Origin of the sequence: Agrobacterium leguminum, from assembly GCF_005144435.2 — a bacterium.
Lineage (GTDB): Bacteria > Pseudomonadota > Alphaproteobacteria > Rhizobiales > Rhizobiaceae > Agrobacterium > Agrobacterium leguminum.
Genome location: NZ_CP120212.1, coordinates 1959690 through 1981834, shown reverse-complemented (window position 1 = coordinate 1981834; position 22145 = coordinate 1959690). Strand labels below are relative to the sequence as shown.

The 22145-nt window shown below is 60.7% G+C and carries 19 protein-coding genes; 3 read left to right on the top strand and 16 right to left on the bottom strand.

Going from position 1 to position 22145, the window contains the following annotated elements:
• Positions 1–48 precede the first annotated feature (48 nt).
• The 10 genes from CFBP4996_RS23610 to CFBP4996_RS23565 form a co-directional block, all read right to left on the bottom strand.
• Positions 49–768, bottom strand: coding sequence for an HAD family hydrolase (locus CFBP4996_RS23610; RefSeq protein ID WP_080853586.1), 720 nt, complete (start codon positions 766–768; stop codon positions 49–51).
• A 7-nt stretch (positions 769–775) separates the two neighbouring features.
• A complete protein-coding gene (locus CFBP4996_RS23605) occupies positions 776–2260 on the bottom strand; it encodes a mannitol dehydrogenase family protein (RefSeq protein ID WP_080853587.1) in 1485 nt (494 codons plus the stop codon).
• 61 nt (positions 2261–2321) lie between these two features.
• Complete coding sequence (locus tag CFBP4996_RS23600; protein ID WP_080853588.1) at positions 2322–3098, bottom strand: L-iditol 2-dehydrogenase; 777 nt, start codon at positions 3096–3098, stop codon at positions 2322–2324.
• Positions 3095–4093 (bottom strand): ABC transporter ATP-binding protein, encoded by a 999-nt coding sequence (locus CFBP4996_RS23595; protein WP_080853589.1) that lies wholly within the window; start codon positions 4091–4093, stop codon positions 3095–3097. The genes CFBP4996_RS23600 and CFBP4996_RS23595 overlap by 4 nt, the downstream gene beginning before the upstream one ends.
• 12 nt (positions 4094–4105) lie before the next feature.
• Positions 4106–4930, bottom strand: a complete 825-nt coding sequence (locus CFBP4996_RS23590) for a carbohydrate ABC transporter permease (RefSeq protein WP_080853590.1) — start codon at positions 4928–4930, stop codon at positions 4106–4108.
• 12 nt (positions 4931–4942) lie between these two features.
• Entirely contained in the window at positions 4943–5815 is an 873-nt protein-coding gene (locus CFBP4996_RS23585) for a carbohydrate ABC transporter permease (RefSeq protein WP_046800893.1), read from the bottom strand.
• A 174-nt stretch (positions 5816–5989) separates the two neighbouring features.
• Entirely contained in the window at positions 5990–7303 is a 1314-nt protein-coding gene (locus CFBP4996_RS23580; RefSeq protein WP_003524929.1) for an ABC transporter substrate-binding protein, read from the bottom strand.
• A 144-nt stretch (positions 7304–7447) separates the two neighbouring features.
• Positions 7448–8401, bottom strand: coding sequence for a sugar-binding transcriptional regulator (locus tag CFBP4996_RS23575; RefSeq protein WP_003524928.1), 954 nt, complete (start codon positions 8399–8401; stop codon positions 7448–7450).
• Positions 8402–8707: 306 nt separating this feature from the next.
• The gene (locus tag CFBP4996_RS23570) at positions 8708–10558 is read right to left on the bottom strand and encodes an ABC transporter ATP-binding protein (protein ID WP_065655299.1); all 1851 of its coding nucleotides are present in this window, start codon (positions 10556–10558) and stop codon (positions 8708–8710) included.
• Between the two features lie 48 nt (positions 10559–10606).
• Entirely contained in the window at positions 10607–11770 is a 1164-nt protein-coding gene (locus CFBP4996_RS23565; RefSeq protein WP_080853591.1) for a M20 aminoacylase family protein, read from the bottom strand.
• Between the two features lie 305 nt (positions 11771–12075).
• Here CFBP4996_RS23565 and CFBP4996_RS23560 point away from each other — a divergent pair, with 305 nt between their 5' ends.
• The 3 genes from CFBP4996_RS23560 (at position 12076) to CFBP4996_RS23550 (ending at position 15852) form a co-directional block, all read left to right on the top strand.
• On the top strand, positions 12076–13785 hold the full coding sequence (locus tag CFBP4996_RS23560) for a peptide ABC transporter substrate-binding protein (protein ID WP_080853592.1): 1710 nt from the start codon (positions 12076–12078) through the stop codon (positions 13783–13785).
• Between the two features lie 143 nt (positions 13786–13928).
• Positions 13929–14939, top strand: coding sequence for an ABC transporter permease (locus tag CFBP4996_RS23555; protein WP_020813216.1), 1011 nt, complete (start codon positions 13929–13931; stop codon positions 14937–14939).
• Positions 14932–15852, top strand: coding sequence for an ABC transporter permease (locus CFBP4996_RS23550; protein WP_080853593.1), 921 nt, complete (start codon positions 14932–14934; stop codon positions 15850–15852). The genes CFBP4996_RS23555 and CFBP4996_RS23550 overlap by 8 nt, the downstream gene beginning before the upstream one ends.
• 162 nt (positions 15853–16014) lie before the next feature.
• Here the strand turns inward: CFBP4996_RS23550 and CFBP4996_RS23545 are convergent, their stop codons facing one another.
• The 6 genes from CFBP4996_RS23545 to CFBP4996_RS23520 all read right to left on the bottom strand — a co-directional run bounded on the left by CFBP4996_RS23545 (position 16015) and on the right by CFBP4996_RS23520 (position 22101).
• On the bottom strand, positions 16015–16365 hold the full coding sequence (locus tag CFBP4996_RS23545; protein ID WP_080853594.1) for a ribbon-helix-helix domain-containing protein: 351 nt from the start codon (positions 16363–16365) through the stop codon (positions 16015–16017).
• 70 nt (positions 16366–16435) lie between these two features.
• Positions 16436–17002: a DJ-1/PfpI family protein gene (locus CFBP4996_RS23540; protein WP_162936027.1), complete on the bottom strand. Its 567-nt coding sequence runs from the start codon at positions 17000–17002 to the stop codon at positions 16436–16438.
• 97 nt (positions 17003–17099) lie between these two features.
• Positions 17100–18497, bottom strand: coding sequence for an amidase (locus CFBP4996_RS23535; RefSeq protein WP_080853595.1), 1398 nt, complete (start codon positions 18495–18497; stop codon positions 17100–17102).
• Positions 18498–18550: 53 nt separating this feature from the next.
• Entirely contained in the window at positions 18551–19372 is an 822-nt protein-coding gene (locus tag CFBP4996_RS23530) for an ABC transporter permease (protein WP_003499034.1), read from the bottom strand.
• Positions 19369–20319, bottom strand: a complete 951-nt coding sequence (locus CFBP4996_RS23525) for an ABC transporter permease (protein WP_080853596.1) — start codon at positions 20317–20319, stop codon at positions 19369–19371. The genes CFBP4996_RS23530 and CFBP4996_RS23525 overlap by 4 nt, the downstream gene beginning before the upstream one ends.
• 246 nt (positions 20320–20565) lie before the next feature.
• On the bottom strand, positions 20566–22101 hold the full coding sequence (locus CFBP4996_RS23520) for an ABC transporter substrate-binding protein (protein WP_080854796.1): 1536 nt from the start codon (positions 22099–22101) through the stop codon (positions 20566–20568).
• Positions 22102–22145 lie beyond the last annotated feature (44 nt).

Sequence of the window (22145 nt, the reverse complement as noted above, 5' to 3'; positions counted from 1 at the left end):
TCCATCCCTTGCGCAACGACCCGGCGACGGCGGCGGGCAAAATCTGCTTCAGCCCGCATCACGTTCCATTTGGCCGTCAAAACCGCCCTTCCCCACATAGCTACGGACAAGTTGGACCAAATCCGGCATGGCGTCAAACACCACATCCGCGCCAAGCCCGGCGATCTTTTCACGGAATGCGGGAAAGCGCGCATGCGAACCGCCGGTAAAGGCAAAAACGCCCATACCCGCGGCCTTTGCCGCGGCAATGCCGGCCGGGCTGTCCTCGATCACGATGCAGTGACGCGGATCGACGCCCATTTCGCGCGCCGCATGAAGAAAAAGATCCGGCGCCGGCTTGCCGTTTTTTACCATGGTGGCGCTGAAGACATGCGGTTCGAATTTGTCGATCAGGCCGGTCAGCCCCAGCGAATAACGGATGCGTTCCGGCTGGCTTGAGGAAGCAACGCAGCGCCGCAGCGGCAGGAGCCTGTCCAGCGTTTCGCCAATGCCGTCGATCGGCCGAAGCTCGGTGCGGAAACGCTCAAACAGCGTCGCCCGCATATGGTTGAGAAAATCGATGTCGGTTTCGACACCGTAATCCTCAAACAGCGTCGCCGTCATGCTGGCGACGCTGCGGCCGAGAAAGCGCTCATAGGCCTCTTCCTCCCCCATCGTCACGCCGAGATGGGAGAGCATATCGAGAAGGACGGAGATGGAGACCGGCTCGCTATCGACGAGAACGCCGTCGCAATCGAAAATCAAAAGGGGCCCGGTCTCGTCTTCCATCTCATGGTCACTTTTCAGCCAGCTTGTCATCCAGATAAAGCTGCAAGGTCTTCGCCGTGCCTTCTTGCCACAGCGTCTTCAATGCATGGGCAAAGCGTTTACGGAAAAGCTCCGATTCGGCAACCGTTCCGAAGATATCCTCAAGCGCGAGGAAGGCCATCGGATCGTCCTTGGCATTGATCGCCGCCGCTTGCAGCCGCTCGGCGCTGGCATCGTTGAAGGCGATTTCCTTGCCGCTGTCGGAGGTGCCCTGGAAATAACGGCACCACAGCGCCGAAACCAGCGAAAGGCCGACGATATCCTCGCCGCGCGCCAGCCGGTCGGCGGTGGATGGCAAGATGAATTTCGGCTGGCGGTTGGAACCGTCCTGCGCCAGACGCGGAATCGTGTCGCCGATCTTCGGATTGAGGAAACGCCGCTCGATCAGGGCGAAATAATCGGCGAGATTCGTATCGGGAACCGGCGGAATGACCGGGATGATCTCTTCATTTTCAAGCTTTGCCAGAAATGCCCGGATCAGCGGATGTTCCATCGCCTCATGCACGAAATGAATGTCGAGCAGCGCCGCCGGATAGGCAATTGCCGCATGGCCGCCATTGAGGATGCGGATTTTCATGTGCTCATAGGGCGCAACATCTTTGACGAACTGCACGCCGGCTTTTTCCAGCGCCGGGCGACCGGCGGGAAAATTATCCTCCATCACCCATTGCTTGAACTCCTCGCAGAAGACCGGCCAGTTGTCCTCGATGCCGAAATCGTCGCGGGCGATATTGCGTTCGCGCTCGCCGGTAGCAGGCGTAATGCGGTCGACCATGGAGTTGGGGAAAGCGACATTTTCGCCGATCCAGTTGGCAAAGGCCGGATCGGACAGGGCCGCCAGCCCGACCACGGCATTTTTGGTGACTTTGCCATTATGCGGAATGTTGTCGCAGGACATGACGGTGAAGGGTTGCAGCCCCTTGTCCCGCCGTGCCTTCAGCCCGGCGACGATGAGGCCGAACACGGTTTTCGGCGAAGCCGGGTTCTTGCCGTCCTCGGCAATGGCCGGATGCTGCGGATTGAAGGAACCGGAAGCATCGATAAAATACCCGCCCTCGGTAATCGTCATCGAGACGATGCGGATTTTCGGATCGGAGAGCGTATCGATGATGGCCTTTGTATCGCCAACCTTCAGAATGTCGATCATCGGCCCGGTGACGCGCGCGCCGGTGCGGTTATTGTCCTGCTCCACCACCGTCGTCAGGAAATCCTGCGCGGCAAGCTTTTCGCGCATCACCGCATCTGACGGCAGAACGCCCGCGCCGATGATGGCGAAGTCATGGTCCGCGCCCGTGTTGAAGAGGTCATCCAGATAAACCGCCTGATGGGCGCGGTGGAAATTGCCAACGCCGAAATGCACGATGCCGGCGGAAAGATCGGCCCGGGAATAGGCCGGAACAGCCGCGGTTTTTCTGGCGTCGTCAAGCGTTGCGAGGGAGAGTTTGCATGTCATGTCACGATCCTCGAAGGGGAAACGTTGTTCGTGCCAAGGCCGGGCGGCAGGCGCCCGATACTCAGCTCATCCAGTTGCCGCCATCGACATTATAGGTCTGGGCGACGATGTATTCGGCCTCATCGGAGGCAAGGAAGATCGCCATGCCGGTCAGGTCTTCGGCACGGCCCATGCGGCCGAAGGGCACGGCCTCCCCGACCAGCCGCTTCTTTTCACCGGCGGGGCGGTTTTCATATTTCGCAAACAGCGCATCCACGCCGTCCCAGTGTTCGCCATCGACCACGCCCGGCGCAATCGCGTTGACGTTGATGCCGTGCCTGATGAGATCGAGCCCCGCCGATTGGGTGAGGCTGATGACGGCGGCCTTGGTGGCGCAATAAACCGCCACCAAGGCCTCGCCGCGCCGGCCCGCCTGGCTTGCCATGTTGATGATCTTGCCGCCTTTTCCCCGAGCGATCATTGTTTTTGCGGCGGCCTGCATCATGAACAGCGTGCCGGACACGTTGATCGAAAACAGTCTTTCGTAGCTCTCGCGTTTGATCTCGACAATCGGTGCGAGGTCAAAGAGTGCGGCATTGTTGATGAGGATATCGAGCCCGCCCGCCTGGCCTTCCACGGTGCGGATGGCGGTGTCGATGGAATGCTGTTTGGTCACATCGAGTTCGACGGCATAGGCGTTCTCACCGATCTCGCGGGCGGTCTTGCTCGCCCGCTCGAAATCGATATCGGCGATGGCAACCGTCGCACCCTCGCGCAGATAGGCTTCAGCGAAGGCGCGGCCGATGCCGCGCGCCGAGCCGGTTATCAGCGCGGATTTGCCCTCCAGTCTTCCCGTCATAGTGCGATACCCTTCTCATCAAACCTGTGTATCTTGGTCTCGTCCGGGGTGATGAACACGGTATCGCCGTGCCTGCATTCGAACTCGCCGTCCGTGCGGGCGGTGATCGGCCCGATACCGTCGACCTCGAGATGCAGAAAGGTATCCGATCCGAGATGTTCGGCGACGGTCACCTTGCCCTGCCACAGCCCGCTTTCCTTCGACAGCACCAGATGCTCCGGCCGCACACCGGCGGTGGTGGCGCCCTTTTGGCGGGCGTAATCGCCGGTCACCAGGTTCATGCGCGGCGAGCCGATGAAGCCGGCGACGAAGAGGTTGGCGGGGGAGCGGTAAAGCTCCATCGGCGAACCGACCTGCTCGATATTGCCGCGGTTGAGCACGACGATCTTGTCGGCCATGGTCATGGCCTCGACCTGGTCGTGGGTGACATAGATCATCGTCGTCTTCAGCGTGTTGTGCAGCTCGGAGATTTCCAGCCGCATGGTGCCGCGCAGCGCCGCATCGAGGTTGGAAAGCGGTTCGTCGAACAGGAAGGCGGAAGGTTCGCGCACGATGGCGCGGCCGATGGCGACACGCTGGCGCTGGCCGCCCGACAGCTGCGAGGGCCGGCGCTCGAGATAATCGGTGAGGTTCAGCACGCGGGCGGCGTCTTCCACCTTTTTATCGATGATCGCCTTGTCGAGCTTGGCCATCTTCAGCGGGAAGGCGATGTTGTTCCTGACACTCATATGCGGATAAAGCGCATAGGACTGGAACACCATGGCAAGGCCGCGCTCGGCCGGCGCCTTTTCGGTGACATCCTTGCCGTCGATGACGATCTTGCCGCCGGAGACGTCTTCCAGCCCGGCAATCAGGCGCAAAAGCGTGGACTTGCCGCAGCCGGAGGGACCGACGAAGACGACGAACTCGCCGTCGTTGATATCGAGATCGATCGACGGGATGACTTTCGCCTCACCGAAGAGCTTGGACACGTTCTGAAGGGAAATGCTGCCCATGTTTGTCGTTCCTTATTTCACGGCGCCGAAGGTCAGGCCACGCACGAGTTGCTTCTGCGAGAACCAGCCGATGACGAGAATGGGGGCGATCGCCATCATCGAGGCGGCCGAGAGTTTTGCCCAGAACAGCCCCTGCGGTGAGGAGAAGGAGGCGATGAAGGCCGTCAGCGGGGCTGCATTGGTGGTCGTCAGCCGGATCGTCCAGAAGGCTTCGTTCCAGGCAAGGATGACGTTGAGCAGCAGCGTCGAGGCAATGCCCGGCACCGCCATCGGCGTCAGCACATGCACGATCTCGTTCCACAAGGATGCGCCATCCATGCGGGCGGCTTCGAGGATCTCGCCGGGGATTTCCCGAAAGTAAGTGTAGAGCATCCAGATGACGATCGGCAGGTTGATGAAGGTGAGCATGACGGTCAGCCCGATGCGGGTATCGAGCAGGCCGGCATTGCGGAAGAGCAGATAGATCGGCACCAGCACGGCGACCGCCGGCATCATCTTGGTGGAGAGCATCCACATCAAAATGTCCTTGGTGCGTTTGGTCGGCGAGAACGCCATGGCCCAGGCGGCGGGAATGGCGATGATCAGCGCAATGATCGTCGAGCCGAGCGACAGCACCACCGAGTTCATGAACGGCTTGAAGTAATCGCGCTGGGTCTGGACCGTCACGTAATTCTCAAGCGTGCCCGAGGGAATGAGGCTGAAGCCGGCGATTGCCTCGGGCTCGGTCTTGATCGAGGTGAGGAAGGCATAGAGGATCGGGAAGAACAGCAGGAGCGCCACGGCCCAGGCCGCGATGGAAAAGCCGATCTTCGCACGTGTGGTTGTCTTGCGGGCCATGATGTTTCCCCCTTACCGGTCGAGGTTCTTGCCGACGGCGCGCATCAGGAAGATGGCGACGATATTGGCGAGGATGACGGCGATGATGCCGCCGGCCGAAGCGCCGCCGACGTCGTAACCGAGGAGCGCCGTGCGATAGATGAGGAAGGCGAGGTTGGTGGAGGCATAACCCGGTCCGCCATTGGTGGTGACGAGGATTTCCGCATAGACGCCGAGCAGGAAGATCGTCTGGATCAGAATGACGACGGTGATGGCGCGCGACAGATGCGGCAGGGTCAGATAGACGAAGCGGTTGACGAAGTTGGCGCCATCCATCTCGGCCGCTTCCTTCTGTTCGCCATCGAGCGACTGCAGGGCGGTCAAGAGGATCAGCGTCGCAAAGGGCAGCCATTGCCAGGCGACGATGATGATGATGGAGAGCAGCGGAAACTGCGCAAACCAGTCGACCGGCTGCAGACCGAAGAAGCGGGAGAGATCGGCAAGCACGCCGTAACCCGGATGCATGATCATGTTCTTCCACACCAATGCGGCCACCGGCGGCATGACGAAGAAGGGCGAGATGATCATGATGCGCACGATGCCCTGGCCGAAAATGTCATTGTCGAGCAGAAGCGCAATGGCGATGCCGCCGATGACGGTGATCAGAAGGACGCCGCCGACGATCAAAAGCGTGTTCCAGATCGACTGGAAGAAGGCCGGGTCGGTATAGAAATACTGGTAATTGAACAGACCGGCGAAGCTGACATTGGCCGGGTTGAGGAGATTGTAGTTCTGGAACGAGAACCAAAGGGTCATCGCCAGAGGCACGATCATCCACACCAGCAATAACAGCACCGATGGCGCAAGCATTACCCGCGCTAATCCGCTCGTGTTTCGGGTTGCCATTGCACTCACCTCCCCTTGGGCCTGGGCGTCACGACATGCGCCCGGCATATCCGGAAGAACCGGCTCATTCTTGTTTTGATTTGAAGGGCTTAAACGCCGCCGTACAGATCGGCGGCTTGCCGTCCCCAAGGTTCGCTGCCCGGCATTGGCGCCGGACAGCGATCTTCGGGAGGATTACTTGATGTAACCGGCGCGGGTCATTTCACGCGTTGCTGTCGACTGGGCGCCCGCAAGCGCATCGTCAACGCTGGACTGACCGGCAACGACCGCCGAGAACAGCTGACCGACCGTGGTGCCGAGCGCCTGGAATTCAGGGATCGCCACGAACTGGCCACCCGTATAAGGCACGGGCTTTACGGTCGGCTTGGTGATATCGGCGGCATCCATCGCGGCAAGCGTCGGCTTGGCGAAGGCGGCGGCCTTTTCATACTCGGCATTCTTGTAAAGCGAGGTGCGGGTGCCCGGAGGCACGTTTGCCCAACCTTCCTTGGAGGCGACGAGCTCGGTATATTCCTTGCTGGTCGCCCAGGAGATGAACTTCTCGGCCGCTTCCGCCTTCTGCGAGCTCTTCGGGATCGCGAGGTTCCACGACCACAGCCAGTTGCCGTGGTTCTTCAGCTCGCCATGGGTCGGGAAGATGGCGTAACCGACCTTGTCGGCAACGGTGGAATCCTTCGGGTTGGAGACGAAGGAAGCAGCCACCGTAGCGTCGATCCACATGCCGCATTTGCCCTGCTGGAACAGCGTCAGGTTTTCGTTGAAGCCGTTGGAGGATGCGCCCGACGGACCGGCATCCTTCATCAGATCGACGTAGAATTGCAGCGAGCTCTTCCATTCCGGCTGATCGAACTGCGGTTTCCAGTTTTCATCGAACCAGCGGCCGCCGAAGGAGTTGGTCAGCGCGCTGATAAAGGCCATGTTTTCGCCCCAGCCGGCCTTGCCGCGCAGGCAGATGCCGTTGATATCGGCCTTGCGGTCGGTAATCTTTCGGGCGGCGTCGCCGATGAATTCCCAGGTCGGGCTATCGGGCATCTTCAGGCCGGCTTTTTCGAACAGGTCCTTGCGATACATGATCATGGCGGATTCGCCATAGAAGGGCGCGGCGTAAAGCTTGCCTTCGCTGGAGAGGCCGCCGCGGATCGCCGGCAGCAGATCGTCGACGTCATATTTGTCGCCGAGCTTCTCGAGCGGCAGCAGCCAGCCCTGCTTGGCCCAGATCGGCACTTCGTAGTTACCGATGGTCATGATGTCGTATTGGCCGCCATTGGTGGCGATATCGGTCGTCACGCGCTCACGCAGGACGTTTTCTTCAAGCGTCACCCACTCGACCTTGATGTCGGGGTTCTTGGTGGTGAAGTCCGAGGTCAGACCCTGCATGCGGATCATGTCGCCGTTGTTCACGGTCGCGATGGTCAGCGTCTCGGCGGAAGCAAGGGTCGAAAAGGCGAGTGCCGAGCATGCGCCCAGCAAAATGGTCTTCAATGTCATATCTTCCTCCCAGAAGAAAAATGATGAGCATTCGCTTTGCTCTAGGGCATTTACTCACCTCATCAGCAAAAAAGTCAAGCGACATCCTGTGCTGCGACGCACATGGGAAAACCAAGCTATTGATTTTATGTGTTTAATTTTTGCTCAGTGAGTGAGCAAATATTCGCTTGTGACTTCATCGGTGATGAGGCCGTTCAGCAGACCGCCCCTCAGCGCCGCCAGAATCGAGGCGTTCTTGCGTGCGCCCTGCGCCATGCCGATGACGGTGCAGGTTTCTCTTGAAGGGATGGGAACGGAGGCGACGCGCTCATTGACGGAATGCTCGAGAATGCGGCCATTGGCATCATACATCCAGCCGCAAATCTCGCCGACCGCCCCGCTTGCCATCAGGGCCTTCATCTCATCCACGCCGAGGAAACCATCGACGCAGAGCGGTGCGTTCTCGCCGAGTTCGCCGACACCGACGAAGGTGACATTGGCCGCAGAACCCAGCGCCAGCGTGGAGCGCACCATGGACTGGTCGTGCAGCAATTCGCGCTCTTCCGCAGAAGAGCACAGGACCGGCAGCGGCATTGGGAAATGCCGCGCCTTGATGGCATCGGCCATGCTGAAGATGACGTTATAATAGGCGGCCGAGCCATCCGGCCCGATATTGCCCGTCAGCGACACGATACGGTGCTGCGGGCACTCCATCGGCGGCAGTTGATCAACAGCGGCCTTCAAGGTACGGCCGGTGCCGATGGCGAGCACGATGGGATCGGCATTCTTCAGCCAGCGCTCGATTTCCGCCGCGCCGGCCTCGGCAATGCCGACAGTGGAGGAGACGCCGGCCGGATCGCTCGGCACCACCTCGATATATTTCAGGTCGAATTTCTCCTTCAGCCGTTCGGCTTTTTCGAGACAGGCGGCGATAGGGTGATCGAGCCGGACCTTGATCAGCCGTTCGGCGACGGCAAGCGACACCAGGCGCTGCGCCGATTGCCGGGAAATGCCCATGGCGGCGGCGATCTCATCCTGCGTGCGGCCGGCGACATAATACAGCCAGCCGGCACGGGCCGCATCATCCAGCCGTCCATGTGCGTCGTTTCGTCTGGCCATGCCGCCGCCCTTTAAGAATTATGCTTGCGCATTTGCTGGCATTTTTTTGCGTCGGCTGTCAAACGGGGGATGCGGAAGAGAGCACTCAGTGGGCCTAAAATCATCTGGCGTGGCGGTGCGGCGTGTTTCTTCTCCCCGAGGGGGAGAAGGTGGCCCGAAGGGTCGGATGAGGGGGAAACGTTAGCGATATACGGAGAACTTGCCCCCTCATCCCGCTGCCGCGACCTTCTCCCCCACGGGGAGAAGAAATGCGCGGCACCCACTCGGTCCCTTACCAGCGCTCAGCCCGAAGCCAGCGCCAATCAATCAAGCCGCTTCCTGCACCAGATGCCCTGCGGAAACCTCGCGGTAGTGGCGCTGCGGCGGCACATAGTCCACCGGCCGGATCGGGCTTTTGATCTCGTCGGTCGCCATATTGCGCCGAATCTGCCGCCGCGCCGGGTCTGGCACCGGAACGGCGGACATCAGCTTTTTCGTATAGGGATGCTGCGGATTGTCGAAAACCGCCGCGCGAGGCCCGATTTCCACGATTTCGCCGAGATACATCACCGCCACACGATGGCTGACGCGCTCCACCACCGCCATGTCATGGCTGATGAACAGGAAAGCGAGGTTGAGGCTCTGTTGCAGGTCGAGCAGCAGATTGCAGACCTGCGCCTTGATGGACACATCGAGCGCCGAGACCGCCTCATCGGCGACGATGACCTTGGGGTCGAGCATCAGCGAGCGGGCAATGGCGATGCGCTGGCGCTGGCCGCCGGAAAATTCATGCGGGAAGCGCCGCATCATATCCGGGCTGAGGCCCACCTTTTCCAGAAGATCGGCCGCCTTTTCGCGGGCCTGCTGCTTGGTTCCGAGGCGATGCTCGATAAAGGGCTCCATGATCGCCGTGCCGATGCTCATGCGCGGATCGAGCGAGGCGAAGGGATCCTGGAAGATCATCTGCACGCTGCGGCGCATGGTGCGCAGCGTCGTCTTGTCGAGCTTCAGCACCTCGTAACCATCGAGCATGACATTGCCGGATGTCGGCTCGATCAGCCGGGTGATGGAGCGGCCCGTGGTGGACTTGCCGCAGCCCGATTCGCCGACGAGAGACAGGGTTTCGCCCTCGGCGAGATCGAAGGAGACCTTTTCCACCGCATGCACGGCGCCGGATTTGCGGCCGAAAAGGCCGGTGCGGATATCGAAACGGGTGGTGAGGTCCTTGACCGAAAGAATGGGCGTTCGGCCGCCGGAGACCGTGTCCTTCACCTCCGCGACGGGCTGGCTTTCGCCGGTCTTGATATCGATGATCGGGAAACGGGCCGGCAGCACCCTCTCCTTCATCGAGCCGAGCTTCGGCACCGCCGAAAGCAGCGCCCGCGTATAAGGATGGCGGCCGCGATGGAAGATGTCGTCGGTGGTGCCGGTTTCCACCACATCGCCGCGGAACATGACGATGGTGCGGTCCGAGACTTCCGCCACCACGCCCATATCATGGGTGATGAACAGGACCGACATGCCTTCCTCTTCCTGCAGCGTCTTGATGAGGTCGAGAATCTGGCCCTGGATCGTCACATCAAGCGCCGTCGTCGGCTCGTCGGCGATCAGCAGCTTCGGTTTGGAGGCGAGCGCCATGGCGATCATCACGCGCTGGCGCATGCCGCCGGAAAATTGGTGCGGATAATCGTCGAAACGGTTCTTCGCATTGGGAATACGGACCTTTTCAAGCAGGCGGATAACCTCGGCGCGCGCGGCGGAAGAGGAAATATCCTGATGCACGGTCAGCGCCTCGGCGATCTGCTTGCCGATCGGGAAGATCGGATTGAGGCTGGTCATCGGCTCCTGGAAGATCATCGAAATGTCCTTGCCGCGAACCTTGCGCATCTCCTCTTCCGGCAGCGCCAGCAGGTCGCGCCCGCCGAGCATGACCTTGCCTTCGATGCGGCTCGTCTTTTTATCGAGGAGCCGCATGATGGAGAGCGAGGTGACGCTTTTGCCCGAGCCGCTTTCGCCGACGATCGCCACCGTTTCGCGCGGTGCGATCTCGAAACTCATATTGCGGACCACGGATTTCCAGCCGCCATCGACGCGGAAGGATGTGGTGAGATTCTGAACCGATAAAACCGGGCTTACCGAACCGCCGGTCTGTTCCATGGACGTCGCCGCCAAAAGCATGCCGATCTCCTGAAAAGCAAAAGGCGGCCATGAAGGCCGCCGGATGTCTTACGCAGCAAGTGCGGTTTCGGCCATCGAAACCCAGTAGCTGATGCCGTAAGGCAGCGCATCGTCGTTGAAATCATAAGCCGCATTGTGCAGCCCGGCGGTATCGCCATTGCCGATGAAGATGAAGGCGCCGGGGCGCGCTTCCAGCATGTAGGAGAAATCCTCCGCCCCCATATGCGGGTTCGGATTGGTGTTGACGGCGTTCGCACCGGCCACGCCCATTGCAACGCCGGTCGCGAATTCGGTCTCGTCACTGTGGTTGAAGGTGACGGGATAACCGCGATGATATTTCACCTCCACGGTGGCGCCATGCGCCATGGCGGTGGCGGTCGCCACTTCCTTCAGGCGCTTTTCGGCGAAATCGCGGGTTTCCGGCAAGAGCGTGCGCACCGTTCCCGTCAGCGTCACCGCACCGGGAATGACATTGACGGCCGTGCCGCCATGGGTGGTGGCGACGGTGACGACCAGCGATTTCAACGGGTCCGTCTCCCGCGAGACGATGGATTGCAGGGCGATGATGACATGCGCCGAGGTCAGCACCGGATCGATGGAAAGATGCGGGGCGGCCGCATGGCTGCCCTTGCCGGTGATGACGATTTCGAAACTATCCGCCGCCGCCATGGTCGATCCCTTGCGGATGGCGAAATTGCCGACCGGAATGCCCGGCTCGTTATGCATGCCATAGACCTGCGAAATGCCGAATTTCTCCATCATGCCGTCGTTCAGCATGGCGAGCGCGCCCGCGCCGCCCTCTTCCGCCGGCTGGAAGATCACCGCCACGGAGCCCTTGAAATTGCGGGTCTCGGACAGATATTGCGCCGCGCCCAGAAGCATGGCGGTGTGCCCGTCATGACCGCAGGAATGGGCCTTGCCCGGCGTCTTCGAAGCCCAGGGCTTGCCGCTCGTCTCGAGGATCGGCAGCGCGTCCATGTCGGAGCGGAAACCGATGGTCGGGCCATCCCCGTGCCGGCCCTTGATGATGCCGACCACGCCGGTCTTGCCGATGCCGGTCTCGACCACATCGCAGCCGAAGGATTTGAGTTTTTCGGCCACGAATTTCGATGTTTCGTAGACATCGTAAAGCAGCTCCGGGTGTTCATGCAGATGGCGCCTCCAGCCGGCAACTTCTTCCTGCATTTCAGCCACACGGTTCAATATCGGCATTCTCTTTTTCCCTTTTTTTGTTCCCCGCCGGGTTGTCGGACGCCATATTGCGTTTGGAATTTCTCGTTTTGCAAGCATGAAATTTGCTGCATGAGCGAAAAATAGGCCCAAAACTGAATGGCTCAAATTTTGTTCATCAAAGGAACATTGGGACTTGCTTTTCAAAAAAACTGACAATAGCATCATCGGGAATGGAGGAATATTCCTTAGCAAAGTCAAATACTTAGAATAACAGACCTTGCACATGACGACGGGAAAAGCGTCAAACATTCAAATAGATAAAATCCAAAAAGGGGAAAACGACAATGAAGAAGCGCAGCGTTCTCTTTGCCAGCACGGTGGCGGCCATGGCCCTGGCAGGCTCTGCCGCCCATGCCGAGCGTGGCAGTGACGGCGAACTGAAAATCCTGTTCTGGCAAGCAGTATCGACACTTAATCCTTATCTTTCCGGTGGCACGAAGGAAGTCTACAGCTCGTCCATGGTGATTGAGCCGCTGGCGCGCTACGACGAAAAGGGCGAGCTGGTGCCGATGCTGGTCACCGAAATTCCGACGATCGACAATGGCGGCGTCGCGAAGGATCTGCTCAGCATGACCTGGAAGCTGAAAAGCGACGTCAAGTGGTCGGATGGCACGCCGCTCACCGCCGAGGACGTTATTTTCACCTGGAAATATTGCACCGCACCGGATGGCGGCTGCGCGCAGGCGGCGCAATATGAGGGCGTGAAGAATGTCGAGGCCGTCGACGCCCACACCGTCAAGGTCAGCTTCACCGAACCGAAACCCTACCCCTATTCCGCATTTGTCGGCGCGCAGTCGCCGGTCATCCAGAAGAAGCAGTTTGAAAAATGCGTCGGCGCTGCCGCGCCCGGCTGCACATCCGCCAATTTCGGTCCCATCGGCACCGGCCCCTTCGTGGTCAAGGATTTCAAGCCGAATGACGTGATCAGCTTCGTCGCCAACACCAATTACCGCGACCCCGCCAAGCCCGCCTTCGCCACGGCGACCCTTAAGGGCGGTGGCGATGCCGCTTCCGCCGCGCGCGCCGTTCTTGAAACCGGCGAATTCGACTATGCCTGGAACATGCAGGTGGAGCCGGAAATCCTCGCGACCATGGTGGCCGCCGGTAAGGGCAAGCTTGAGACAGCCTTCGGCACCCAGGTCGAGCGTATCAATCTCAACTGGTACAATGCCGATCCTTCGCTGGGCGACAAGCGCTCCACCAAGCAGGCCGGCCCGCACCCTGCCCTTTCCGATCCCGCCGTGCGCCGTGCATTGTCGCTCGCCATCGACCGCGATGTCATCGACGAAGCGGGTTATGGCGAAGCGGGCAAACCGACCTGCAACATCGTGCCGGCTCCGGAAGCCGTCGCTTCCACCAAGAATGACAGCTGGTGCCTGAAGCAGGATGTGGAAGGCGCAAACAAGCTGCTGGACGATGCCGGCTGGGTGAAGGGCGCCGATGGCATCCGCGCCAAGGATGGCGTGAAGCTCTCCTTCCTCTACCAGACCTCCACCAACTCGGTTCGCCAGGCCACGCAGGAACTGGTGAAGGACATGTGGTCGCAGATCGGCGTTGCCTCCGAACTGCGCAATGTCAGCGCCTCGGTCTTCTTCGGCGGCGACCCGGCAAGCCCGGATACTTTCCAGAAATTTTATGCCGACGTCGAAATGTACACCAACAATTTCGACGGCACGGACCCGGAAAAATATCTGGCGGAATGGCTGTGCGACAAGATTCCGGCCCCGGAAAACGGCTGGCAGGGCCAGAATATTCCGCGTTATTGCAACCCGGAATTCGACAAGCTGGTGGGTGAACTCTCCAAGACCGCCGAGCTTGCCAAGCGCGCGGAGATTTCCAAGCAGCTCAACGACATGCTGACGGAGGAAGGCGCGCATATTCCGCTCATCCACCGCGGCAGCGTTTCCTCGCATTCGCTGACGCTGGAAGGCGTTCGCATGAATGCCTGGGATTCGGAACTCTGGAACGTCGCGGACTGGTCCCGCAAGAAGTAACACGCAGATGCGCCGGCTTCTCCCCCCGGAGAGGCCGGCCTTCTGCATGCCCCTGGACCATGATCTGAAGACACATTTGCCGCGTTAAGGCGAAAACGCTCCCATTTTTCGTCCTGCCGCGCTCTGGGTCTGGAGAGTTTCAGATGTTTACCTTTACGCTCCGGCGGCTTGCCTTTGCCGTACCGACGCTGCTCGTCATCAGCTTCGTCATCTTCGCGCTGCTCGATCTTGCGCCGAACGACCCGACCGGCGACCTGCCGCTCACCATCCCGCCGGAAGTGCGCGAGCAAATCCGCGCCTCGCTCGGCCTCGACCAGCCCTTCTTCATCCGTTACCTGATGTGGCTGCAGCAATTCTTCATCAACGAACCGCTGAACCTCATTGAAAGGCTGACCGGCTGGCAGATCGGCGATGGCAGCCGCATGCGGGTGCTCTCCTGGGCAACACGCAGCCCGGTGGTCGATCTCGTCATCCAGCGCATGCCGCAGACACTGTGGGTGGTGGGCCTCGCCTATCTCTTCGGCGCGCTGCTGGCGATCCCGATCGGCGTCATCTCCGCCTACAAGCAATATTCGATCTTCGACCAGATCGGCACCTTCGTTTCGATGGTCGGTTATTCGGTGCCGACCTTCTTTACCGGCGTGCTGCTGGTGGTCATCTTCAGCTCCTACCTGCAATGGTTCCCTTCCGTTTACGACACCAACCTTCAGGTGACCGACTGGGGAAGTTTCGTGGCGCAGGTGAAGCAGATGTTCCTGCCGGTTCTGGTGCTGACGCTCTACAATGTCTCGCAGATCAGCCGCTTCGTGCGCGCCTCGATGCTCGACAATCTGCATCAGGATTATGTGCGCACCGCGCGCGCCAAGGGCGTGAAGGAAAAATCCGTCCTGCTCATCCACGTGCTGCGCAACAGCCTGATCCCGGTGGTGACGGTGATTGCGCTCGGCGTGCCGACGATCTTTTCCGGCGCCATCATCACCGAGCAAATCTTCCGCGTGAACGGGCTTGGCCAATTGCTGATCACCGCCGTTCAGGGCGCGGATATTCCGCTGGTGCAGACGCTCACCTTCATTTTCGCGGTGCTTATCGTGCTCTTCAACCTGATTGCCGACGTGCTGTACGGCATTCTCGACCCGAGGATCCGCTATGACTGACGCCACCATCGCAGCGCCGACGGTTGCGGCCACCCCCACGCAATCCGCCCTTGCCGATATCTGGAAACAGTTCCGCGTTCACAAGGGCGGCGTGGCGGGCCTCTTCGTTTTCGTCTTCATCCTGCTTGCGGTCTATGTCGGCCCCTATATCCACACCGTTGCGCCCAACGCCATCAATGTGAAGGCGCGCAACCAGTGGCCGTCATGGGCGCATCCCTTCGGTACCGATAATCTCGGTAAGGACATGCTGGCGCAGGTTCTGGCCGGCGGGCGCATCTCGCTTGCCGTCGGCATCACCGCCATGCTGCTGGCGCTGTTTCTCGGAACGCTGGTGGGCGTGCTGTCTGGCTATTTTCGCAGGCTGGACGGCCCGCTGATGCGGCTGACCGACCTGTTCCTGGCGTTGCCGCTTTTGCCGCTGCTGCTCGTCATCCTGATGCTGTTTCGCGATACGCTGCGCGCCGCCTTCGGGCCGGAAACCGGCATCTTCATCCTGATCGTCTTCGTGATCGGGATAACCAGCTGGATGCATACGGCCCGTATCGTGCGCGGCGACGTGCTGACGATCAAAAGCCAGGAATTCATCATGGCGGCGAAATCGAGCGGCATGCGCGAATACCGTATCATCCTCAGGCACATCCTGCCGAATGTGCTGAGCTCGATCATGGTCTCGGCCACGCTCGGCATCGCCGCCGCCATCATCACGGAATCCGCGCTGTCCTTCCTCGGCCTCGGCTTCCCCTCCGATTTCCCGACCTGGGGACGGCTGCTGTTCGATGGTGCCAACTTCCTGCAGCTGACGCCCTCGCGCGTGCTGTGGCCGGGGCTGGCGATCTCGCTGACGGTTCTGAGCGTCAACTATATCGGTGATGCTGTGCGCGATGCGCTCGATCCAAGGGCGCTGAAGAGCTAAACGCTCTCTCCCTCATCCCTGTGCTCGTCACAGGGATCCAGCCAGCCCAAGTCCTTGGGCTGAAAGGACTCTTCCCGCCGCGCGGACGCGCGTCGGCTGGATTCCTGTGACAAGCACAGGAATGAGGTTGAGGGTATCGCGGCGCAAAAAGCGGGACGCGCCCTAGTGATAATTCACCTTTTCCGCATCGAGAATGCTGTCCGCATCCAGCGCCGCAATCGGAATATCGCTGCGTGCCGGAATATCGCCGGAAAGCTGAAGCGCCAGATAACGCCCGCAGCAGACCCGCAGGAACGAGGTGAAATTGCCGAGATCGTGCCCGGCATCGATCGATTCATTATAGAGCTTGGCGATGAGCTGCACGCTGTTCATGCCGTCGCGCCGCGCGATCTCGTCCAGCGTCGACCAGAAGAAGTTTTCAAGCCGCACGCTGGTGACCATGCCATCGATCCTGAGCGACCGCGTATGGCTTTCCCAAAGCGTCGGGTCTGCCTTGATGAAAAGCTTGCACATGGTTTCCTCCCTCACCACGCCTGAAAGATAGGCGGAAAACGGGGCCGGAAAAAGCCCCGTTTCGCAGGTCTTATTTGCCGAGCACGGCCATGAATTGCGAAAGCCAGGCCGGATGCGCCGGCCATGCGGGCGCCGTCACCAGCTTGCCGTCGGTAACCGCCGCATCGATGGCGATATCGGCATAGGTGCCGCCCGCCAGTTCCACCTCCGGGCGGCAGGCGGGATAGGCCGAGCAGGTGCGGCCCTTCAAGACGCCCGCAGCCGCGAGCAATTGCGCGCCATGGCAGACGGCGGCCACCGGCTTGTTGGCCTCGAAGAAATGTTTCACCGCCGAAAGCACATCCGCGTTGAGCCGCAGATATTCCGGCGCACGGCCGCCCGGAATAACCAGCGCATCGTAATCCGCAACCTTGATATCGGCGAAGGTGGCGTTGAGCGCGAAATTATGGCCGCGTTTTTCCGAATAGGTCTGGTCGCCCTCGAAATCATGGATGGCCGTGGCAATGGTCTGGCCCGCCTTCTTGCCCGGGCAGACGGCGTGCACCGTGTGGCCGACCGCGAGCAGTGTCTGGAACGGCACCATGGTCTCATAGTCCTCGGCGAAATCGCCGGCGATCATCAAAATCTTCTTCGGCATGTCTGCTCCTCCCGTTTTCGAATGCCTTTGGGCACCCTAACAGGCGGGATCGAGATGCGGGTATTATGGCAATACTACAGGGTCGATAAAGCTGGAATCAGCGGGCCTGCGGCGGCTGCGGCCAGCGTCTCACACCGCCGCCCCAGTTCTCGAAGGTCTTTGAAAGCTTCAGCACGAACAGATCCTCGTAACGCGGCCCGACGATCTGCAAGCCGATGGGCATTCCCGATCTGGAGAAGCCGCAATTGATCGAGGAGGCCGGCTGTTCCGACATGTTCCACGGCACCGTGAAGGCGATATGTTCGAAGGGAAGTTCGGGATCATTGGTGGGCGAGGCCCAGTCGGCCGGATAGGACACGATGGGATTGACGGGTGAAATCACCGCATCAACGGACTGCATCAAGTGCCCGCAAGCCTTACGCATTTCCATGGTCTGGTTGAAACCGAAAACGGCGCGCGCGCCGGAAATATCCGCCCCCTTCTGTGCCCATTCATGAATATAGGGAAGGATCGCGGCACGGCGGTCCGCGCTCAGCGCCGCCATGTCGCCCCAGAACTTCGCCCGCCAGAAATCGTCCAGCCCGTCCAGCATCTCGCGTGTCAGCACCGGCTCGACCGGGATGACGATGGCGCCAGCCGCCTCGAACAGTTTCGCGGCGGAGAGCACGGCGTCGCGCACCTCTTCGTCCAGCGGCAGGCCGCAGCCAGCATCCAGCATCAGGCCGATTTTCAGGCCCTTTACATTAATATCGAGGTTCATCCAGTTGATATCGTTGGGCGGCAGCGATGTGCCATCGCGCCAGTCGGGACGGGAAAGCGTCGCCATGGCATAGGCGGCGTCGGCAACGGTGCGGGTCATCGGTCCGGCGCAGCGGCCGGTATAATAGGGATCGACCGGGATGCGGCCCTGGCTTGGCTTGAAACCGAACAGGCCGGTCCAGCCCGCCGGCAACCGCACCGAGCCGCCAATATCCGTGCCGATATGCAGCGTGCCGTAACCCGCAGCGCCTGCCGAAGCCGCGCCGGCGCTGGAGCCGCCGGGGTTCTGGGTGGGGTCCCACGGATTGCGGCTGAGCTTGTGGAAACTGGAAAGGCCGGAGGAAAGCATGCCGTAATCCGGGCAGGTGGTCTTAGCGTAAATAATCGCGCCATCCTCCCGGCAGCGGGCGGCCACCGGCGCGTCCTCAACCGCAGGCACCAGTTCCACCGCTTTGGTGCCAAGCGGCACGGGATGGCCTTTCGTGGCGATCAATTCCTTCAGCGAGACCGGAATGCCATCGAGAGCCCCGAGCGTTTCGCCCTTTTGCCAACGTTCCGTCGAGGCCAGCGCCTGCCTGCGTGCATCTTCCGGATCATAGGCGTAAAGCGCGTTCACCACCGGTTCGAAAGCATCGATACGCGCCTCCACCGCCTGCCAATATTCCGATGGCGAAAGCTTCCTGTCCCGGTAAAGCGCCAGGATTTCAAGCGTGTTGAGGTCTATGAGATCGGTCATGGCATCGTCTCGTCAGAAAAACAGGAAATAAGGGCGATATCGGCTTGAAACGGTCAGCTGGTATCGCGCGGGTCCAGCAGGTCGCGCAGGCCATCGCCCAGAAGATTGAGGCCGAAAACGGCGAGCGCAATCGCAAGGCCGGGCATGATGGCGAGCCAGGGTGCTGTGCCAAGGTAGGTCTGGGCATCGGCCAGCATCCGCCCCCAGGTGGCGGCGGGCGGCGGCATGCCGAGACCGAGGAAAGAAAGGCCTGCTTCCGTCAATATCGCAAGACCGAGCTGGATCGTCACCTGCACGATGATCTGGTTGGAAATATTCGGCACGATGTGGAAAAGCGTGATCTTGGCGCGGTTCTGGCCGATGCTGGTGGCGGCGGTGACATATTCCCGCGACCATATCTGCAACGCCGCCCCCAGCGTCAGCCGGGCAAAGACCGGCACCATGAAGGTGGCGATGGCGATGATGGCGGTGAAACGGCCCGTGCCGATGAAAGCGCCGAGCATCATCGCCGACAGGATGGGCGGCACGGCGAAGATGATGTCGCAGATGCGCATGACCACGGTTTCGGTGAAACCGCGCAGCGCCGCAACCGCAACGCCGATGGTCGTGCCGATAAATGCACCGATGGCGACGGCGGCGATGGAGGTGGACAGCGAGTTCCACGCACCGGCCATCAGCATCGACAACACGTCGCGGCCGAAATGATCCGTGCCGAGGCCGCCATAAACGAAGGGCGATTTCAGCTTCTGGACGATCTGCATCTTGGTGGGGGACACCGGCGTCCAGACCAGCGACAGCAGGGCGACTGCGACCAGAAAGACCGTGACGGCGATGCCGACGGCAAAGGCGGGGCGGCGGCGGATCAATCGCATCATCGCGCACCTGCCCGCAGTCTCGGATCGATGAAGAGATAGGCGATATCGACCACGAAATTCATGACGATCACCAGCGCCGAGAAAAACAGCACGACGGATTGCATGACGACGATATCGCGCTGGGTGAGCGCCTGATAGGCAAGCCGCCCGAGACCCGGCAGGTTGAAGACATTTTCCACCAGCACCGCGCCGGCAATGAGGAAGGTGAATTGCAGGCCGATCATGGTGACGACAGGTATCATCGCATTCGGCACCGCATGCCGCCACAGCGCCACCCGCTCGCTCAGGCCCTTGGCCCGCGCGGTGCGCACGAAATCCTCGTTCATCACTTCCAGCACGGCGGAGCGGCAAACGCGGGTGAGAACACCGGCCTGCGACAGCGCCAGCGCCACCGCCGGAAGGATGAGCGCCGTGAGACCCGCTGAAAAGCTCGGCGTCCAGCCGGGAAAACCGCCGGCCGGCATCCAGCCGAGCGTGGTGGAAAAGACGATGATGAGCAGCAGCCCGACCCAGAAACCGGGCACGGCAATGCCCACATGCGAAAACAGCCCGGCTGCAAAATCCAGCGCCCCGTTGCGGCTCCGCGCCGCCGCCACGCCGAGCGGAATGGCAATAGTGACAGACAGGCAGACGGCCAGCAGCGCAAGCGGCAGGGTAACGGCCAGCCGCTCCAGGATCAGGCCCGCCACCGGCACGCCATAGGTATAGGATTGCCCGAGATCGCCATGAAACACGCCGGCCAGCCAGTGGAGATAACGCAGCGGCAGCGGCTGATCGAGGCCCATCTGCTTCTGCAGGGCGGCCAGCGTATCGGGGCTCGCCGAGGTTCCAAGCATGATGGCCGCCGGATCGCCCGGCAGCAGGCCCATGACGACATAGATGATGAGGGAAACGGCAAACAGGGTGATGACGAGGCTTAAAAGACGCCGGATGAGGACGGCTAACATCTGGCATCTTCTCCTTGCTTTGTTTTGTAGCCGGATATCGTGGAGAGATTTGTTATCATCCCGCACACTCTTCCCTCATCCCTGTTCCCCGGAACAAGCCCGAGGATGTCACAGGGATCCAGCCGACGCGCGTCCGCGCGGCGGAGAGACTCCTTTCAGCCCAAGGACTTGGGCTGGCTGGATTCCTGTGACAAGCACAGGAATGAGGTGGATGGGGAAACTGCGCCCTACCCCTCACAACAAACCCTATTCTTCCCAATGCACATCCGTCAGCACATTCGAGGGAATGGGCTCGTTTTCCCAAAGCCCCTTCACCTTCCTGTCCCAGACGCCGAGTTTCGGCATGACGAAAAGATAAAGGGCGGGTACATCTTCCGCGAGGATTTTCTGGGCTTCGCCATAGAGCTTTTCCTGCTCGCCGGCATCCGCCGTCTTTTCGACATTCGCCACGACCTCGTTGAAGGTCGGGTTCTTGTAATTGAAATAATAGGGGTCGCGCGCGTAGATATCGATATCCATCGGCTCGGCATGGGCAACGATGGTCATGTCGTAATCCGCGCCTTTAAGAACATCCGCCACCCATTTCGCCGGAAACTCGGTGGTCTCGATGGTCATGGTCACGCCGATTTCGGCAAACATCGCCTGCAGGATTTGCGAGGTGCGCTGGGCATAGGCCATTTGCGGGGCTTTGATGGTGAAGCTGAAACCATCCGGATAACCGGCTTCGGCAAGCAGCGCCTTGGCCTTGTCGATATCGTAAGGATGTACCCCGGTCGTATCGATATAGCCGCGGTCATTCGGGGTGTAATGGCTGCCGATGGCCGTGCCGAAGCCGGACCAGGCGCCTTCAATGACAGTGCCGCGATCCACAGCCATCATCAGCGCCTGACGCACGCGCTTGTCATCGAAGGGCTTGCGGGCATTGTTCATGCCGGCCACGACCTTCAACTCGGTATTGCCGACGAAGGTGCCGAGGCGCGCGTCGCCATCGAAGGAGGTCATCAGTTCCGGCGCGCCGAATTCTGGGAAGGCATCGATATCGCCGGATTTCAGTGCGGCGGCCTGCGCCTGCGGATCGGAGACGAAACGGAAGGTCGCCTTGTCGAGCTTCACCGCCACGGCCTTGTCCCAATAGGCGTCGTTCCTCTGCAGCTCGACCTTGTCGCCCTTGGCCCAGTTCACGAATTTAAATGGGCCGGTGCCGACAGGAGTGGTGCGGTTATTCTCCGCGCTTTTCGGCGCAACCATCACGGAGGCCGGCCAGCCCAGCCAGTAGAGAAGGCTGCCGGCCGGTTGCTTTAGCTTCAGCACCAGCGTTGTTGCATCCGGCGTCTCGATACTGTCGATGGCGGCAAAGAAGCGTTTTTGCGGATTGACCGAGCTTTCGCCACGCGCCCGATCCAGCGAAAATTTCGCGACAGAGGAATCGAAAGCCTCGCCATCATGGAAGGTCACGCCCTTGCGCAGCTTGAACGTATAGGTCTTCCCATCAGCAGAAATCTCCCAGCTTTCGGCAAGCTGCGGCTTCACCTTGCCTTCTCGGTCGATCTTCACCAGACCTTCGAAGACATTCTGCCAGGCGACCTGGCCGATGGCGACGGGGGCGGCAATGGTCGGATCGAGACCGGCCGGCTCGACGGCCATGCCAAGCGTCAGCGCGGTTTTCGGCGCGGCTTCGGCAACCGTTGCCGAAAGCGGCAGCCAGAGCGCCGTGCCCATTGCGAGGCAGAGCGCGGTACGGCGCGAAAGCGTTGCCGCCTGCGAAAGATAAGTGCGTGGCATCATTGTCCCCTGTCTGGCGGCCGGGGCATTTTTGCCCTCGGAAG

Coding starts and splice junctions, on each gene's coding strand:
- CFBP4996_RS23530 (WP_003499034.1), bottom strand. CDS start 19,372: ATGATGCGATTGATCCGCCGCCGCCCCGCCTTTGCCGTCGGCATCGCC.
- CFBP4996_RS23600 (WP_080853588.1), bottom strand. CDS start 3,098: ATGACGGGAAGACTGGAGGGCAAATCCGCGCTGATAACCGGCTCGGCG.
- CFBP4996_RS23585 (WP_046800893.1), bottom strand. CDS start 5,815: ATGGCAACCCGAAACACGAGCGGATTAGCGCGGGTAATGCTTGCGCCA.
- CFBP4996_RS23535 (WP_080853595.1), bottom strand. CDS start 18,497: ATGACCGATCTCATAGACCTCAACACGCTTGAAATCCTGGCGCTTTAC.
- CFBP4996_RS23570 (WP_065655299.1), bottom strand. CDS start 10,558: ATGCTTTTGGCGGCGACGTCCATGGAACAGACCGGCGGTTCGGTAAGC.
- CFBP4996_RS23545 (WP_080853594.1), bottom strand. CDS start 16,365: ATGTGCAAGCTTTTCATCAAGGCAGACCCGACGCTTTGGGAAAGCCAT.
- CFBP4996_RS23575 (WP_003524928.1), bottom strand. CDS start 8,401: ATGGCCAGACGAAACGACGCACATGGACGGCTGGATGATGCGGCCCGT.
- CFBP4996_RS23605 (WP_080853587.1), bottom strand. CDS start 2,260: ATGACATGCAAACTCTCCCTCGCAACGCTTGACGACGCCAGAAAAACC.
- CFBP4996_RS23610 (WP_080853586.1), bottom strand. CDS start 768: ATGGAAGACGAGACCGGGCCCCTTTTGATTTTCGATTGCGACGGCGTT.
- CFBP4996_RS23590 (WP_080853590.1), bottom strand. CDS start 4,930: ATGGCCCGCAAGACAACCACACGTGCGAAGATCGGCTTTTCCATCGCG.
- CFBP4996_RS23580 (WP_003524929.1), bottom strand. CDS start 7,303: ATGACATTGAAGACCATTTTGCTGGGCGCATGCTCGGCACTCGCCTTT.
- CFBP4996_RS23565 (WP_080853591.1), bottom strand. CDS start 11,770: ATGCCGATATTGAACCGTGTGGCTGAAATGCAGGAAGAAGTTGCCGGC.
- CFBP4996_RS23525 (WP_080853596.1), bottom strand. CDS start 20,319: ATGTTAGCCGTCCTCATCCGGCGTCTTTTAAGCCTCGTCATCACCCTG.
- CFBP4996_RS23540 (WP_162936027.1), bottom strand. CDS start 17,002: ATGCCGAAGAAGATTTTGATGATCGCCGGCGATTTCGCCGAGGACTAT.
- CFBP4996_RS23520 (WP_080854796.1), bottom strand. CDS start 22,101: ATGCCACGCACTTATCTTTCGCAGGCGGCAACGCTTTCGCGCCGTACC.
- CFBP4996_RS23550 (WP_080853593.1), top strand. CDS start 14,932: ATGACTGACGCCACCATCGCAGCGCCGACGGTTGCGGCCACCCCCACG.
- CFBP4996_RS23595 (WP_080853589.1), bottom strand. CDS start 4,093: ATGGGCAGCATTTCCCTTCAGAACGTGTCCAAGCTCTTCGGTGAGGCG.
- CFBP4996_RS23555 (WP_020813216.1), top strand. CDS start 13,929: ATGTTTACCTTTACGCTCCGGCGGCTTGCCTTTGCCGTACCGACGCTG.
- CFBP4996_RS23560 (WP_080853592.1), top strand. CDS start 12,076: ATGAAGAAGCGCAGCGTTCTCTTTGCCAGCACGGTGGCGGCCATGGCC.